We start from the raw sequence: 15,342 nt of genomic DNA on the forward strand, positions 1-15,342 counted from the left end.
TCTGATTCTAGATTTTTTCATCAATGACTTCAAATTCGTGAAACTCAACGGAGGTTATTTTTTTGAGGATATCAAGAATAGCTTGATTATGTCTGCCATCCTTGTTAAACCCTTCTTCTCCACTTCGAATCGTTACAAATATTTCCTGAGTACCTAACCGTGGTTGGGCATCTATAGAATCGATTGCTGCGTCAGACGGTAATAAGTCAGTACCACTCAAATCACTGAGTGCCTCTTGTACTGCAAAACCACACCCTCCGTGACACATAATCCCAGACACTAAAAAAGAACCCTGAAATATTATATTTTTTGGCATAAGTTAAATTCCTGTCGTGATGCATGCCTTTGCAAGAATTATCGTTGAGTATAGTTTTCTAACTTCCTTTCAACGACGGCAGAGGTAACAGCATCAAGTAAGTATTCCCCTGATTTTCTGTGTCTTTCCTTAGGTTGGAGCTTACTTCTTTCGATTTGGCTATCATGCGGTATCGTTTCGTCAATACAGTGTTCAAATCTTACCGTACTGACTCGTGCATTCTGTTCTGCACCTGTTCTTCTTACCCCAGTTTCACTACAACGAACTACTGAAAAAATTTATTTATTTCTACTAGACATCCATTTTACGAATCATCCCTGTAATACGCTCACTGCGTGCTATAGACATCCGCGCTTTTTCAGCATCTCCCCGTGAATGAAAGGGACCGAGAATTACTCTGAACCAATTACCCTGCTGCTGAGACGACATAGCAACATGAACGTCAAAGCCTTTCAAAGTTAATGCTGCTTTCAAACGCTCAGCCTCTTGTTTATTTTTGAATGAAGCAAGCTGCAACAAATAGGATTCTTTACTATTCGTGCTGGCTACCGTTACAGGCTTACTTTCTGTAACAACAGCTGGAGTCTGCGTTTGCTGATTTGCAGCTGCTGGCGTAGGAGTCGAAGCAATAGCTACCGGTGATGAAGGCGAACCCACCGCTTTAACTGGCGCCATCGTAGCAGGATTAATCTGATGGGTTACCTGTGCAGGTGCACTTCGATCTTTAGCCAGTAATGTATAAAACTCAAATTTTGGTTTTGGTATTTCATTTTGTTTTGCAACAACGTGTGCCGTATTTTTTGTTCATCTTGCTGTCCTAATACCTGAGTATTAATCCAGGTAGTTAAGCTAGTAAAATCAAACACCGTTGCTGCCAAATAACCCACTACAAAAGAAGCCAGCACCCAAAATACTTGCTTCGGGGCACGGCTCCTTTGCCGACTCGGTCTTCTTCCGTAATCCTTTGCCATCACATGCTCTCAGGAGTTGATACACCAATTAATTGCAAGCCATTTCTCAAGATTTGACGTACTGCTTTTAGAAGACATAAACGCGCATTCCTTAAGACATCGTGCTCGCACAATAGTTGTACGGCATTGTAATAGCTATGCAATCCATTCGCTAGTTCCCGTAAATAATAGGCAAGCTGATGCGGTTCACAAGTACTTGCTGATGCCACAATGACTTCTGGGTAACGATTTATTAAAGAAATCAAAGCCGCTTCCTGGGGCTCCGCTAACAATTCAATATGGGCAAGACCATTTTCTTCATTCCATTGCAAACCACGCTCTTGTAATTGCCGCAATACAGAACTAATGCGTGCATGGGCATATTGAATGTAATAAACGGGATTATCGTTTGATTCAGACTTTGCCAAATCCAAATCAAAATCCATATGTTGTTCTGGTTTACGCATGACATAGAAGAAACGAGCTGCATCATTGCCGACTTCTTCACGCAACTCTCGCAGAGTCACGAAAGAACCACTGCGAGTCGACATTTGAACTCGCTCACTACCACGATAAAGAATCGCAAATTGTACCAATAAAACATCTAAAGCATTTTGATCATGGCCCAAAGCGGTTACTGCTGCTCTGACGCGTGTTACATAGCCGTGGTGATCGGCACCAAAAATATCGATGACACGCTCAAAACCTCGATTATACTTATCCCAATGATAAGCTACGTCCGAAGCAAAATAGGTGGTGTGTCCATTTGCGCGTACCAATACACGATCTTTCTCGTCGCCAAAATCAGTTGCACGAAACCACAAAGCCCCTTCTTTTTCGTAAGTATGGCCGGCTTCTTTTAATGCCTGAATTCCTTTATCAATTGCTCCGCCATCTAGTAATGATTGTTCTGAAAACCAGTAATCATACTGCACACCAAAACCTGCCAAATCATCTTTAATGTCATCGAGTACCGAATCCAAAGCCAGCTTGTGAAATAAGTTAAAACCCTTTTCACCAAGCAGAATACGCGCTTGAGAAATCATGGCATCAATATAGACTTCTTTATCGCCCCCTTGTGGTTCATCAGCAGGTAAGCCCTCTTGTACTACAGACCAGGGATGTACAAAATCACGACCATACTTGTTTAAGGCTTCCTGGGCAATAGTTACGACATAATCACCACGATAACCATTAGCAGGAAAAACGATTCCCTCACCAGCCAGACTTAAATAACGCAGCCAAACACTTACGGCAAGAATATTCATCTGACGGCCAGCATCATTCACATAATATTCACTACTCACTGTAAAACCAGCGGCCTTTAATATATTTGCCAACGTTGCACCAAAAGCAGCGCCACGGCCATGGCCAACATGCAGTGGACCAGTCGGATTTGCCGAGACAAACTCCAGAATGACTTTTTGTCCTTGCCCAAAATGGCTACGACCAAATAACTCCCCTTCTTTAAGTACCTGAGTAATAATTTGGCTGCGCACTTCATTGCGCATGAAAAAATTAATAAATCCGGGACCAGCTATTTCAACTCGCTCCACCGCTGAATGGGAAGGTAAAGTATTGATGATTAACTCAGCTAATTGACGGGGCCCCTGGCGGCAAGGTTTGGCCAACATCATCGCTAGATTCGTCGCAAAATCACCATGATTACTATCTTTAGCCCGCTCAACTTTGATTTCCACCTCAACATCTTGTGGAATAGCGGCTGATGCTTTAAGTATTGTAAGCGCCTGGGTGAGCAATTGTTCGACGGTTTGTTTCATAACACTTTTTTCACTCGTCAAAAAGCAGCTATTATGCGCTTTTTCGTACCAGTTGCAAAGTCTATTGGCAATATCAAGACAAATCCATGACGATTAAGCCTGTCAGCCCTCCAAAAGAAATAATCACGCAAGTTTGGCAGTAAAAAATCGACAAAAGCACGGATTTTTGGTAGTTCGAAATCATAAGCACGGTAAAACATAAAAATGTCATAATGACGAAAAGTATATTGGGTTAATACCTGGACCAACTCACCACACTCTAACCATGCTTTGACTAAGATGTCGCCCGTTAAAAATAACCCAACCCCGGTCAGACAAGCTTGGTTTAAAGCCTCAAAATTATCCATATAGAGAATAGGTTTTGCACAATGTAATTGTCCCCCATCAGCAAGTGGTAAAAAATGAGCTGGTTTACGCAGACTATGCGAAATGATCTTAAAGCGCGGCAAGTCCTCTGCATCCTTCGGCAAGCCATAACGAGCGACAAATTCTTTGGAAGCACAGAGAATATTATTCACACTATACATTTTACGGTATTTCAGTGTTTCTGTTGCCGGCGGAATAACCGGAAACCCCACCATAATATCGATATCAGTACGTGACAGCGCATCATCCTGCTCTGAAAAAATAACTCCAGCTCAAGGAATGGGTAATTATTTATAAAAGCTGGTAAATGCTGTAATACCCATTCCTTGGCTGTAATCGTTGAAACCAAGACTCTTAATTCTCCCTGTGGCTCCTCTCGGTTTGATTCGATAAATCGATTAACAGCCAGGATTTGTTCTTCAATTGACTTACAACGTTCATAAAATAAGCGACCAAACTCAGTAAGATAAACACGACGCGTAGTTCGTAAGAACAGTTGTTCACCAATCGCCCGCTCTAAATTTTTATTTGTTTACTAACTGCTGTTGCGGTCAAGTGTAACGTCTTGGCTGCCAAAGAAAAGCTGGCCAGCTCAGCCACTTTCAGAAAACAGGATACCTGTCCCTGGTTATACATCGTTTTAACCCTTTATTATGAACTTATTATTCATAATTAATTAATTACAAGTCAATTTACAACTTTTTTCTCTGAATTATACTAGTTATAAAAGTTGTCAACGAGGCTAAAAAATGACTACACAAACTACAGGCTACCAATATCATCACATGGGGATACCCACAGATAGTCCTCGGGAAGGTGAAAAATACAGTTCGACATTTAAAATGTATACGAGTGGAGGACATGACAGTGAATATCGTATTCAATACCATCGCTTTGAAGCCGATTCTCCCTTACACCCTTTAATAAAAACCAAAGCTCATGTGGCCTTTAAAGTCGATAGCATTGATGAAGCCATAGCAGGAAAAGAAGTGATTCTTGCGCCCTATGAGCCTTTTCCAGGATTCAAGGTTGCAATGATTGCAGAATGTGGTGCCCCCATTGAATTCATTGAAACAGAACTAAGTGAGGAAGAAATTTGGCAGGGCAGCCATAAGGGTTCCGTGATTTATCCTGAGATGGAGTAAACAATTGCACCACTCTTCTCAGTATTTGTTTAATCATACTAGGGGTTGATTTACATTCTTTGCTATCCTACCCCTAACGAACCTTATTTCTGAAACGAACATGTCAAACGCGTTTATTGGTATTAATAAATTTGCCTTGGATACTCCCTGCCTAGTCATTGATAAAGACAAACTTGATTACAATCTTAAACGTATGCAGCAACATGTTGATGCAAATCGTATTAATCTTAGACCTCACTGTAAAACTCATAAATGCTCGCAACTAGCAAAACTGCAACGCCAATATGGAGCAATTGGTATTAGCGCGGCAAAAATCTCTGAGGCAGAAGTACTCATTAACCAAGGTATCAGTGGCATTTTAATTACGTCTCCCCTTGTTAGTGACTACAAAATAAGACGTCTCCTGAACTGTCTAAAAAATCACCTGATACGATGCTAGTCGTTGATAACGAGGAGAATATTGCTGAACTTGCCACAGCAGCTGCTTCCATTAATCAAAAAATGAATGTCTTACTCGATTTGGATCCAGGTATAGGGAGGACTGGGATCAAACCAGAGCTCGCTTTACCCTTAGCAACCACTATTGTGAATTCCAAATGGCTGAATTTCCTTGGGGTACAGTGCTACGCCGGAAATTTGCAACATATTTTCTCTTATCGAGAACGACAAGAACACTCTTTAAAAACAATGCAACAGGCCAGTGAAATCGTACAAAGGCTTAAAAAAGCCGGATTGCCCTGTTCTATTTTAACAGGTACTGGTACAGGTACCTATGATATCGATAGCGCAGCAGCAGAAATCACTGAAATACAACCAGGATCTTATGCCGTTATGGATGTTGATTACGCTAGAATTGGCTCCAAAGAAAATCCTCACCAGTTTACTACCTTTCAACATGCCATGACACTACTGACTACAGTCATCAGTGCTAACCGCCAAGAGCATGTTACTGTTGATGCCGGTACTAAAGCGCTCTATTTTGATCCTGTGAATAAACCTAAAATTATCAGTCACTCCCATTTAAATTACGATTGGGGTGGTTTTGGTGACGAGCATGGCAAAATAACTGCCCAAAACAATGTTCCGCTACCTGTTAATAAAGAAATCCTTGAATTAATCGTTCCGCATTGTGATCCCACCATTAATTTATTCGATAAATTTTATATCACCCGCAACGACACCGTTATTGATGTTTGGGATATTGATGCACGAGGCGCAGCGCAGTAAAGCTAACTATGTCAACATTTACTTCTATCTATATCGAAACCTTAATCCTTGTTGCTGTTTGGGAACAACCTTTAATCTTTCAAGGCTGTTTTAAATTGACAGATAAAAATAACCACAATCAACGTTTGCTTTTTTTCGTTGTGAATGTAATAAGACAGATAAAAAAGAGCTTATTGAGCAGGACTTTTCTGCTTATGAATATCAGTTTAGCCATCTTTATGATGGAGCCCAACTTATTCGACTTAACACGCAGAACAAAGCGGAGGAGCATGCCCTCTATTTACTAAAGTACGCGCTTCATATCACTCTGCAAAAGATGATAACCAGCAGAAAACAATATCTTCTTTCTATTGATGAAGTAGCCTTGCATGCAATAACCAAACGTATAGAACCTATTTTGCATCAACGCTCCTGGTCTACCGAAGAGAACGAACTTGGTTTTGCAGTGGCTATGGATTTCAATCCCACGGAAGACTCCGTGACAGGCGGCAGTTATGGCCTTGATAGAGGGAAAAAATATCGATCAGCCTAGTATAACAATCCACTGAATAATTGTCTCTATTTCATCCCTTTCTAATCCTATTACCTCAGAGAAGGAGGGAATAATTGCTCTATCTATTTATATTATTTAAATTTTAAAAAAGTCACCTCGCGAATCTATTCCCTTCATTTTGGTCATAATATTTTCTTAATGATTGGGTATTATACTTAATCTCAAGAGGCCAAAAAAATTTCTCTATAGGGGAGTATCATGCCAAAATTTGGAAATTTCTTTAAAGAGTTAAAGCAGGGTGCAAAAGGTTTGGGGCAGGACATAAGCAATCTGAAAGTCAAAACAAATCAACACACACCTGATGCTAAGAAAAATTTTCTTCAGAACTATTCTGATCATTTGGATCAATTAGAAATAGATGCTAAAAAATATGGGAAAAAGCAAAAAACAAAGGTTCTCTCGAAGATGCCATGAGCTATCTTAAGGATGAAGCTACTAAACGAATGAACTTCCTTGAAGGATTTCGTGATCGTTATGATTTTGCAGACGAAGTAGTTGGGGCCACTGCAATTCCGGCTTTAGGAATGGTGGCTTCTGTTGCTGCTCTTGGTTACGCCATATGGGAAGGTGCTCAAGCCTTAGCAATTCATGCAGGATTCGCTAAAGACGATGGTAAAGATCATGGAGAAAATGCTGCGATGGGTTTAATGGTCTCCGCAGCAACCTTTGTAGGTGCAGTAGCAAGCTTCTTAAAATCCGCAGTTAGCCTAATCACTCGATCTGTTGCTACTGCAATTAACGGGTATGGAGAGTCAAAAGAAGCTCGTTTCCATAATGAAGATTCTGTCCTTGGCAGTGGTAGTGCTTTCAATAGCCCTAAATAAGTGCCCTATATATGACTAGCTTTATAAAAAGACCGGTTTAAACCGGTCTTTTCTTATTTCTACCGGACAAAGTTAGATGGATCTATGGTCTAACTCCGCTGGGACAGCATAAGGCATAGAATCACAACAATATCTCTATAAAGAAAGAGCGATTAAATTCCGTCTACTTTGCTTACCTCAGGTAAAAAATCTTTATAATGGCTGTATAGGGAAAGAGGAGCTATATTTTGAAAACAATAAAGCAAAAAGGACGTATTTTTATTCTCCTACTTATATTTCTCGGATTTGCTTTACCAGTATCAAGCACAACACCAGCAAATTTCGCCCTCAAAGCACAACAATTAAATGAATTTGCTTTTGATCTTTATCGGCAAATAGGCACAACCGACCAGAATCTTATTTTATCACCTTATAGCCTATCATCTCTTCTAGTTATTTTAGCTGAGGGTGCTAGCGACAATACACAACTACAGCTCAATCAAGCCTTGCATTTTCCTGCAGGAAGTACCGATAGTACCGCTGAATTAGCTAAAATTGATACAGAATTAATGCCCGATAGTGATTGCCAAGGCTGGTTCAGTTGCAAATTTAAACACGCCAGTAAATGGTTTGGTTTCAACAAATCATCCACTTTTTTAATTGCTAATTCACTTTGGGCAGAGAAGAGTTTGATTTATAAGAAGTCCTTTCTGGCCGCTATGGGACAAAGCCACATCAATCATTTTTACCAGGTTAATTTTAATAAAACGCCTGAGGCGGCCAGACAACGTATTAATAACTGGGTCGAAGAAAAAACGGATCAATATATCAAAGAGCTTATTGCACCAGGTATGATTAATAGAGCGACTCGACTCATTCTAGTCAATGCTATTTATTTTAATGGGTTATGGGAGTCCCCTTTCAAACCGGAAGCCACCGAACAAAAGCCCTTCCTGTTATTAGACGGAAGCTCCGTCCAAACAGCGATGATGGGCAAGTTGGATAATTTTTCTATAGTGAAAATAATAGCTTACAAATGCTGCAATTACCTTATTTAAAAAGCGCTATTAGAATGGCAGTCTTATTGCCCAAAGCTACTCACTCAGTAAAGGAAATACAACAAGCATTGACTCAAGAAACGTTTTCTCAGCTTCTTCAAAACGCAACTAACCTCAAAGTTCTTGTTAGTCTGCCAAAATTTAAACTGGCATCAACCTTTAACTCCTTAAAGCAACCCCTACAACAAATGGGCGTCATCGATGCGTTCAGTGATAAGGCTTCCTTCTCCAACATAACAACGTCTGCTTTGGCAATTTCCGATATTATTCAAAAAGCGGTTATAGAAGTTGATGAACAAGGAACTGTCGCCGCGGCTGCAACTGCTGTAGTGATGTTTGGTGCTGCTTTACAGCAACCTATCCAATTTAATGCAAACCATCCCTTTTTATTCATTCTCTACGATACTAAATCAGGAATTATTCTGTTTATAGGGCAAGTTTTCAATCCACAAAAGAAATGAGAAATCAGCCCGTGCATCGCAACCTATGTCCGTTGATTTATAACCAAAAAATACAGACATAGGCATAAAGAAGACTCATGCCAATTACAGGAATGACAAGAAAACCCAAAAACACATGAATCTGAGTCCTATTCTCTGCGGATGCTTGATAAAATTTTTTAGCTTCTTAAAAACTGACATGAAGGAGCTCGCTAACGAGGCAGTTTCTATCAGTATAAACTAAATAAAACCATTAGGAAGTACAAAGCCAACCTCTATAAGGTTTCGTAGGCCTTATGTATTTGTCCATCCTGCGACAACATAATGGCTAAGGGCCTGGTTGCCTCGAAATGAGCAAAAAATAATCATCATCATGACAGTAATAGGTACTGACAGAAACATACCCAAAACGCCCCACACAGCACCCCATAAAGCCAAGGCAAATAAAATCACCAGGGCACTCAAATTTAAGGATTTCCCTAAAAACGGGGTTCAACAAGATTACCTACAATAAATTGGATTGCGACAAGACCTGAAGTAATGACAATAAAAGGCAGCCAGCTTTGGAATTGAATTAATGCTAATAAAGCAGGAAAGGCTGTCGCCAAAATAGCCCCAATATTAGGAATAAAATTTAGGAAAAAATGAGTAAAGCCCAAAATTCTGCGAAATCCAAACCGACCCATTTCATGATAATCCAGCTGGTAGTTGCTGTAAGTAAACTCAACAGAGTCTTTAAGCCCAAATAGGTTTGGGTATCCTTCACTATATGAGTAATAATGTTATTGACCAATTTACGATGACCAGCCTGAGGGAAAAGAGCATCCAGCTTTTGAGTGAAAAAATGTTGTTCTACAAACAAAAAATGACATATAGTGCGATTAAAACAGCAGAGCCTGTGATAGTAGTAAAAACACCATAAATGTTCACTAAAATACCTTGCAAACTAAGACCACGGATAAACCCATCTACATTTGCCAAGGTTTTAATATGAAAACGCTGATCCACCCTATTAAAAATATTGGTCAAATTCTCTTGATAACGGGAGGAAGCAGCAATCACGTCATTGACATTATTACTAATAATATCAATGAGAATCTTAACCAGAAGCGCTACTACTAATAACGCCAGTACCATACTCAGCCAATTAGGTAAACGGGGGCCAATAAAAGGTGTCCGCTGTACAGCGTTATGGATTGTGTTTAACAGATGCCAGATAAAAATGGCAATAACGATGGGAATTAACAAACTGCGACCAGCAATAAGTAAATAGCCGATGATCCATACTAGAATCAAACTGGCTGCAAATGTAACAGTACGAACCCTTGTCCCTGCATTTATCGTCATAAAGGTCAACAGTAACTTATTTTCTGCTATTATGAGTTTTTTCTTACAAATCATACTGTGTTACATCAATCTTGTGAAATTTTAGCAGGTGTAGGCCCGACATTGAGTGCCAAACTTAGCAAATGTGGTATAACCACAGTGGCTGATCTGCTCTTTCATCTACCCTATCGCTACCAAGATAGAACCCGAATTACAGCTATTCGTGATTTGCGTGCCAACGATTGGGCTGTGATCGTCGGTAGAGTTTGTAAAACCGAGGTTAAATATGGCAAACGCATGATGCTTTATTGCCATGTGGAAGATAAAACCGGTATTTTGCAACTGCGCTTTTTTCACTTTAATAAACAACAAATCAAAGCGCTACAGGAATGTACTCTGATACGTGCTTTTGGGGAAGTTCGTGAATTTGCTAATAAGTTTGAAATGATTCACCCGGAATATCAATTATTAGCGAATGAAGAAGACTGTATAGTGGATGAAACCCTGACGCCAATTTATCCTTCTACGCAAGGTTTAACGCAAAGCCGCCTGCGACAACTGGTCAAAATAGCCCTGAAAACCTGTCACAAAACCATTGACGAACTAGAATGGATGACAATAGAACAGCTACAACAACAGCAGTTCTATCCCCTCTCCCACGCCCTCACAATACTGCATAACCCTCCCCCCGATATTTCCTTACAAACGTTAGAAGAAGGTACACACCCCGCTTTGCAGCGCCTGGTATTTGATGAGTTATTGGGACAACGCCTGGCCATGCAATTTGCCAGGCAGCATAGAAGCCAGTTATCGGCACCGCTTATTCTCCACAATCAGGAATTACAGACTCGCTTTATTGCGCAATTACCCTTTGTATTAACAGCGGCACAACAACGCATTAATGAAGAAATATCAACAGACTTATCACAATCAAAACCGATGTTACGCCTGGTTCAGGGTGATGTGGGCTCTGGTAAAACGGTGGTAGCAGCGCTAGCTGCTTTACAAGCTATTGCCAACGGCTATCAAGTTGCATTTATGGCACCAACAGAATTGCTAAGCGAACAACACGCAGCCAATCTAGAGACCTGGTTTAATCCTCTAGGAATATGCTGCCGCAGGCTTAGCGGTAACATGAAAACCAGTAAACGCAAGGAAACGTTAACATTGCTGGCCAATCATGGCTGCCAAATTCTTATAGGAACCCACGCTCTCTTTCAAGAGAATGTTCTCTTTGCCAAACTCGGCCTGGTGATCATTGACGAACAACATCGGTTTGGAGTAGAACAACGCTTATTATTACAACAAAAGGGACAACAGGCAGCACTTACTCCTCATCAACTGTTAATGACCGCTACCCCCATTCCAAGAACCTTAGCAATGACTCAATTTGCTCATCTTGATCTATCGATTATTGATGAGTTACCACCGGGACGTACGCCGATCAGCACTGCCGTATTAAGCCAGGAAAAACGTGAACCAGTTATCAATCGCTTACAATCGGCCATTGCCGATGGTCGGCAAGCTTATTGGGTCTGTACGCTCATCGAAGAATCGGAAAAATTACAGTGCATGGCAGCAACTGCCACCGCAGAAAATCTCCAGGCTCAGCTACCTAATGTGCGAGTAGGCTTGGTTCATGGCCGAATGAAAAGCATCGAAAAAGAAGCCACTATGGCGGCATTTAAACAAGGAGAAATCGATTTATTGGTGGCAACTACCGTTATTGAAGTAGGAGTCGATGTACCTAAAGCCAGTTTAATGATTATTGAAAATGCGGAGCGCTTAGGCCTCTCACAATTACATCAATTACGCGGCCGAGTCGGACGCGGTAGTGCGCAATCTCATTGCCTGCTTCTTTATCAATCACCCCTTTCGCAACTTGGTGCCGAACGTTTACGCATCATGCGGGCAACCTGTGATGGTTTTATCATTGCAGAAAAAGATCTGCAATTGCGTGGAGCAGGTGAAGTATTGGGTACCCGACAAACAGGTTACCATCAATTTAAAATTGCCAACCTACAACGCGATCACCATTTTTTACCGGTCGTAGCCAACACAGCCAAGCAATTAGTGCTCGAGAATCCTCAGCTGGCACGCACAATTGCTCAGCGTTGGTTAGGTGATTTCGAACAATTTTTGCAAGGTTAAAATGCAGGAAAGCCATTTTGCCTTAATAAAGAATTTTGTAAAAATAGTTAAAAATAGTCTAAGTCAAGACTGTTTTTTCATTTTTTCTTTAGCTAATATAGCCGAAGTGGTTTTGCTGTTTCCTCAAGCCATGTCTGTGGATAACTTATTCGTTAACGTCTAACTTCATTATTCGCGTAATGAGCCTCCTTTCACCATTACTCCTTGCCAGTACTAACTTTTATTGTTTTTTGTTTAATTAGTTAGCTCTTCCCTTTATCCACAAAATCTGTGGATAATCCTGTGCACAGAATGGGAAAAGGCTTGAAAATAAAGCGTATAATTTACCTGCTTCAGAACTTACCAACTTGCTACCGGTTACTAAAAAGCATTAACCAACAAATACCTAGGCTTGACCCTTGGCGAGGAAAGGTTAAAATACTGGTCATTTTATTATCAGGTTATCCCATGTCGTCACAACGTAAAGCAGTCGCCTTGATTTCGGGTGGCTTGGACTCGATGTTAGCTGTTAAAATTGTCCAAAAACAAGGCATTCATGTTGAGGGAATCAATTTTTATACTGGTTTTTGTCATTCCGGCCACACTTCGGCAATACGTAATCGTAAGAATAGTGCCAAGCCCCTTCGCAATGATGCCCTGTGGGTTGCGGAGCAACTCGGTATTAAATTACATATCGTTGATATCGTTGAGCCTTACAAAGATGTTTTACTGAATCCTAAACATGGTTATGGCAAAAATATCAATCCCTGCCTGGATTGCAAAATTTTCATGGTACAACAAGCACATGAATGGATGATAGAAAATCATTTTGATTTCATTATTACTGGTGAAGTCGTCGGCCAGCGTCCAAAATCGCAACGAAAAGCCACCATGCCTCTTATTGCAGAAGAGTCAGGCGCAGAGGATCGTTTATTGCGTCCTTTATGCGCGAAATTATTGCCACCAACATTGCCAGAACGCGAAGGTTGGGTTAATCGCGAAGAACTGTATGATTTTCAAGGCCGCAATCGAAAACCGCAGTTAGGACTTGCCGCAACCATGGCAATTGAAGAGTTTGCACAACCTGCTGGCGGTTGCTGTGTATTAACTGATGAAAATTACACTCGACGTTTACGAGATATGTGGGATCATCGCGACAGTTGTGATTACGATATGGAAGATATTATTCTTTTAAAAGCAGGCAGACATATCCGCCCTAAACCCCATTATAAAATGATCATTGCACGCGACGAGGCCGAAAGTAATTTTTTAACAGGTTATCGCAAAGAATTCATCCATATGCAAATACGTACACATCGTGGTCCGATGATTTTGATTGAGGGACAACCCACAACAGATGACTTGCTTACCTGTGCCCGCATCGCTGGCCGTTTTTGCTCTGGACGTGATGAACCACAGATTGAAGTAGACTTACACCATCTGAATGGCGAAACTCAGATATTACAAGCTAAACCGATGCGTGCAGAAGAAATTCCCCAAGAATGGTATTTGTGAGATTGTTATGCCCCATTTTGAATTAGATGCTCGTCGCCTGTTATGCCCTATGCCCGTAATAAAAGCACAAAATATGGCGAAAAAACTCAATCATGGTGATACATTAACAATCGTTGCAACCGATCCCGGTGCTCAACATGATCTGCCAAGCTGGTGTCGTATTAATGGCCACCAGCTTATCGACTGCATACACAAGGATGATGAAATCCATATTACTTTACAACTGGTCAAGGATGGCGAATGACACAACAGGATCGTTATTGGCAAGCGAAAAAAGTCACGCTTGTTGGCGCACTTACTAACGCTGTATTAGGTGTTATTAAACTAATTGGCGGTTTTCTCTACCACTCTCATGCTCTAGTCGCCGATGGTGTGCATCTTTTGCCGATCTCATCACTGATATTATGGTAGTCTTTGCTTCCAAATATGGCAGCCAAGATGCCGACGATTCACATCCCTACGGCCATCAACGGATCGAAACTGCAGCAACCCTTATGCTGGCCTTGCTACTCATTTTGGCAGGTATCGGCATTGCTTGGGATTCGTTGGATGAAATCCTTCATGGTAGTCATGATAAACCAGGTTGGATTGCACTTCCCATTGCCTTATTATCTATTGTCGCCAATGAAATTTTATTTCATTACACTCGGCATGTAGGAACCTCTATTCAATCAGCGCTGGTCCTTGCCAATGCTTGGCATCATCGTTCAGACGCTGCCTCCTCCATTGTGGTTGCCATAGGTTTAATAGGCACTCTATTTGGTTTTATCTATCTTGACGCCCTCGCAGCAATTATTGTTGGATTCATGATCGTTAAAATGGGCTGGAGCTATGGTTGGAATAGCGTCAAGGAATTGGTCGATACGGCAGTTGATCCCAAACTGCTTGCTCAAATAGAGCAAACTATTCAGGCTGTCGATGGTGTAGAAAAGATTCATCAACTGCGCAGCCGTTTAATGGGTGGAGATATCTTGATTGACGTTCATATCTTAGTCGCTCCTCACATTTCAGTATCAGAAGGTCATTACATTGCTCAGCACGTCCATCGAACCCTCGTTAAAAAATTTATGCGAGTCAAAGATGTCATCGTTCATGTTGATCCTGAAGATGACGAAATAACTTGTCCTTCCTTTAATCTGCCAAGCCGGGAAGTACTACAAAAAAACTCTTGCTGGCCTGGCAACAAGATTATCCCGAATTGCAAAATTGGACGCTCCATTATCTCGACGGCAAAATGACCATCGACTTGATATGTAACCATAGCAGTACTCGCTTAGAATCACTCAAAGCACGTGTTAGCTCTGAGTTGCAAACTTATCAGGATATCAAGCAAGTACGTGTACTTAGTCAACAGGGAGTTATCTGTCATGAAAAAACCTAATATCGTCTTCCTCGATACCAGACCTTTAATAAATGATGGTTTATGTTTAGATAATTTATATGCACTGGGTGAAATTAGTCTTTACGATCAAACTTCAGCTGAGCAAGTAATTGAACGTGCAAAAGATGCTGACATGATTATTACGAATAAGATTAAATTAAATGATTCACATTTTGCGCAATTACCCAAGCTTCGTTATATCGGTGAAACAGCGACTGGAGTAGATAATATTGATGTTACAGCCGCAACCAAACGAGGTATTGTCGTTACTAATATCCCCGATTACAGCACCGATAGCGTGGCACAGCATGTTATTGCCTTGCTATTAGCTCATACCAATCAGGTTGAAGC

15 protein-coding genes and 4 pseudogenes are annotated in these 15,342 nt (G+C 41.0%); 12 read left to right on the forward strand and 7 right to left on the reverse strand.

Annotated elements, in window-relative coordinates; translation table 11 throughout:
- Positions 1-7: 7 nt before the first annotated feature.
- From BN58_RS19415 to BN58_RS38140, 6 genes are all read right to left on the reverse strand, one after another.
- Positions 8-316: a hypothetical protein gene (locus tag BN58_RS19415; protein ID WP_019218250.1), complete on the reverse strand. Its 309-nt coding sequence runs from the start codon at positions 314-316 to the stop codon at positions 8-10.
- A gap of 291 nt (positions 317-607) precedes the next feature.
- Positions 608-991 (reverse strand): SPOR domain-containing protein, encoded by a 384-nt coding sequence (locus BN58_RS29275; RefSeq protein WP_019218251.1) that lies wholly within the window; start codon positions 989-991, stop codon positions 608-610.
- Between the two features lie 23 nt (positions 992-1,014).
- Positions 1,015-1,287 (reverse strand): hypothetical protein, encoded by a 273-nt coding sequence (locus BN58_RS29280; RefSeq protein WP_051131967.1) that lies wholly within the window; start codon positions 1,285-1,287, stop codon positions 1,015-1,017.
- Positions 1,287-3,047, reverse strand: a complete 1,761-nt coding sequence (argS, locus tag BN58_RS19425; RefSeq protein WP_026069623.1) for an arginine--tRNA ligase — start codon at positions 3,045-3,047, stop codon at positions 1,287-1,289. The genes BN58_RS29280 and argS overlap by 1 nt, the downstream gene beginning before the upstream one ends.
- A 17-nt stretch (positions 3,048-3,064) precedes the next feature.
- Positions 3,065-3,676 carry a LysR substrate-binding domain-containing protein gene (locus tag BN58_RS19430; protein ID WP_332248032.1) on the reverse strand — a complete coding sequence of 204 codons (612 nt, stop codon included), beginning with the start codon at positions 3,674-3,676 and terminating at the stop codon, positions 3,065-3,067.
- Positions 3,677-3,929: 253 nt separating this feature from the next.
- Positions 3,930-4,049, reverse strand: a complete 120-nt coding sequence (locus BN58_RS38140) for a LysR family transcriptional regulator (protein ID WP_019218255.1) — start codon at positions 4,047-4,049, stop codon at positions 3,930-3,932.
- Between the two features lie 113 nt (positions 4,050-4,162).
- On the opposite strand from BN58_RS38140, the gene BN58_RS19440 reads away from it, so the two are divergent.
- From BN58_RS19440 to BN58_RS37300, 7 genes and pseudogenes are all read left to right on the forward strand, one after another.
- Positions 4,163-4,558 (forward strand): glyoxalase/bleomycin resistance/dioxygenase family protein, encoded by a 396-nt coding sequence (locus tag BN58_RS19440; RefSeq protein ID WP_019218256.1) that lies wholly within the window; start codon positions 4,163-4,165, stop codon positions 4,556-4,558.
- A 100-nt stretch (positions 4,559-4,658) separates the two neighbouring features.
- Positions 4,659-4,997 carry an alanine racemase gene (locus BN58_RS38145; protein WP_051131968.1) on the forward strand — a complete coding sequence of 113 codons (339 nt, stop codon included), beginning with the start codon at positions 4,659-4,661 and terminating at the stop codon, positions 4,995-4,997.
- Positions 4,991-5,785 carry an alanine racemase gene (locus tag BN58_RS27505; RefSeq protein WP_019218257.1) on the forward strand — a complete coding sequence of 265 codons (795 nt, stop codon included), beginning with the start codon at positions 4,991-4,993 and terminating at the stop codon, positions 5,783-5,785. The genes BN58_RS38145 and BN58_RS27505 overlap by 7 nt, the downstream gene beginning before the upstream one ends.
- A 316-nt stretch (positions 5,786-6,101) precedes the next feature.
- Positions 6,102-6,317, forward strand: a complete 216-nt coding sequence (locus BN58_RS29295) for a hypothetical protein (protein WP_019218259.1) — start codon at positions 6,102-6,104, stop codon at positions 6,315-6,317.
- A gap of 219 nt (positions 6,318-6,536) precedes the next feature.
- Positions 6,537-6,752: a hypothetical protein gene (locus BN58_RS35500; RefSeq protein ID WP_019218260.1), complete on the forward strand. Its 216-nt coding sequence runs from the start codon at positions 6,537-6,539 to the stop codon at positions 6,750-6,752.
- Positions 6,749-7,162, forward strand: coding sequence for a hypothetical protein (locus tag BN58_RS27515; RefSeq protein WP_019218261.1), 414 nt, complete (start codon positions 6,749-6,751; stop codon positions 7,160-7,162). Before BN58_RS35500 ends, BN58_RS27515 begins: the two co-directional genes overlap by 4 nt.
- A 227-nt stretch (positions 7,163-7,389) precedes the next feature.
- A pseudogene (locus BN58_RS37300) lies at positions 7,390-8,660 on the forward strand (serpin family protein).
- A gap of 254 nt (positions 8,661-8,914) precedes the next feature.
- On the opposite strand, the pseudogene BN58_RS27520 reads toward BN58_RS37300, so the two are convergent.
- A pseudogene (locus BN58_RS27520) lies at positions 8,915-9,986 on the reverse strand (AI-2E family transporter).
- A gap of 57 nt (positions 9,987-10,043) precedes the next feature.
- Between BN58_RS27520 and recG the strand changes: the two are divergent.
- The 5 genes and pseudogenes from recG to BN58_RS19500 all read left to right on the forward strand — a co-directional run.
- Positions 10,044-12,116, forward strand: coding sequence for an ATP-dependent DNA helicase RecG (gene recG, locus BN58_RS19475; RefSeq protein ID WP_019218263.1), 2,073 nt, complete (start codon positions 10,044-10,046; stop codon positions 12,114-12,116).
- Positions 12,117-12,563: 447 nt separating this feature from the next.
- A complete protein-coding gene (locus BN58_RS19485; RefSeq protein ID WP_026069625.1) occupies positions 12,564-13,610 on the forward strand; it encodes a tRNA (5-methylaminomethyl-2-thiouridylate)-methyltransferase in 1,047 nt (348 codons plus the stop codon).
- Positions 13,611-13,617: 7 nt separating this feature from the next.
- Positions 13,618-13,854 carry a sulfurtransferase TusA family protein gene (locus BN58_RS19490; RefSeq protein WP_019218266.1) on the forward strand — a complete coding sequence of 79 codons (237 nt, stop codon included), beginning with the start codon at positions 13,618-13,620 and terminating at the stop codon, positions 13,852-13,854.
- A pseudogene (locus BN58_RS27525) lies at positions 13,851-14,991 on the forward strand (cation diffusion facilitator family transporter). Before BN58_RS19490 ends, BN58_RS27525 begins: the two are co-directional and overlap by 4 nt.
- A pseudogene (locus BN58_RS19500) lies at positions 14,978-15,342 on the forward strand (D-2-hydroxyacid dehydrogenase); the annotation flags it as partial. The pseudogenes BN58_RS27525 and BN58_RS19500, both read left to right, overlap by 14 nt.

Source organism: Legionella tunisiensis (assembly GCF_000308315.1).
In the GTDB taxonomy this organism is placed as follows: Bacteria; Pseudomonadota; Gammaproteobacteria; order Legionellales; family Legionellaceae; genus Tatlockia; species Tatlockia tunisiensis.

Coding starts and splice junctions, on each gene's coding strand:
- BN58_RS19415 (WP_019218250.1), bottom strand. CDS start 316: ATGCCAAAAAATATAATATTTCAGGGTTCTTTTTTAGTGTCTGGGATT.
- argS (WP_026069623.1), bottom strand. CDS start 3,047: ATGAAACAAACCGTCGAACAATTGCTCACCCAGGCGCTTACAATACTT.
- BN58_RS19490 (WP_019218266.1), top strand. CDS start 13,618: ATGCCCCATTTTGAATTAGATGCTCGTCGCCTGTTATGCCCTATGCCC.
- BN58_RS38140 (WP_019218255.1), bottom strand. CDS start 4,049: ATGTATAACCAGGGACAGGTATCCTGTTTTCTGAAAGTGGCTGAGCTG.
- BN58_RS29280 (WP_051131967.1), bottom strand. CDS start 1,287: ATGGCAAAGGATTACGGAAGAAGACCGAGTCGGCAAAGGAGCCGTGCC.
- BN58_RS19440 (WP_019218256.1), top strand. CDS start 4,163: ATGACTACACAAACTACAGGCTACCAATATCATCACATGGGGATACCC.
- BN58_RS29275 (WP_019218251.1), bottom strand. CDS start 991: ATGGCGCCAGTTAAAGCGGTGGGTTCGCCTTCATCACCGGTAGCTATT.
- BN58_RS38145 (WP_051131968.1), top strand. CDS start 4,659: ATGTCAAACGCGTTTATTGGTATTAATAAATTTGCCTTGGATACTCCC.
- BN58_RS27505 (WP_019218257.1), top strand. CDS start 4,991: ATGCTAGTCGTTGATAACGAGGAGAATATTGCTGAACTTGCCACAGCA.
- BN58_RS27515 (WP_019218261.1), top strand. CDS start 6,749: ATGAGCTATCTTAAGGATGAAGCTACTAAACGAATGAACTTCCTTGAA.
- BN58_RS35500 (WP_019218260.1), top strand. CDS start 6,537: ATGCCAAAATTTGGAAATTTCTTTAAAGAGTTAAAGCAGGGTGCAAAA.
- BN58_RS29295 (WP_019218259.1), top strand. CDS start 6,102: ATGATAACCAGCAGAAAACAATATCTTCTTTCTATTGATGAAGTAGCC.
- BN58_RS19485 (WP_026069625.1), top strand. CDS start 12,564: ATGTCGTCACAACGTAAAGCAGTCGCCTTGATTTCGGGTGGCTTGGAC.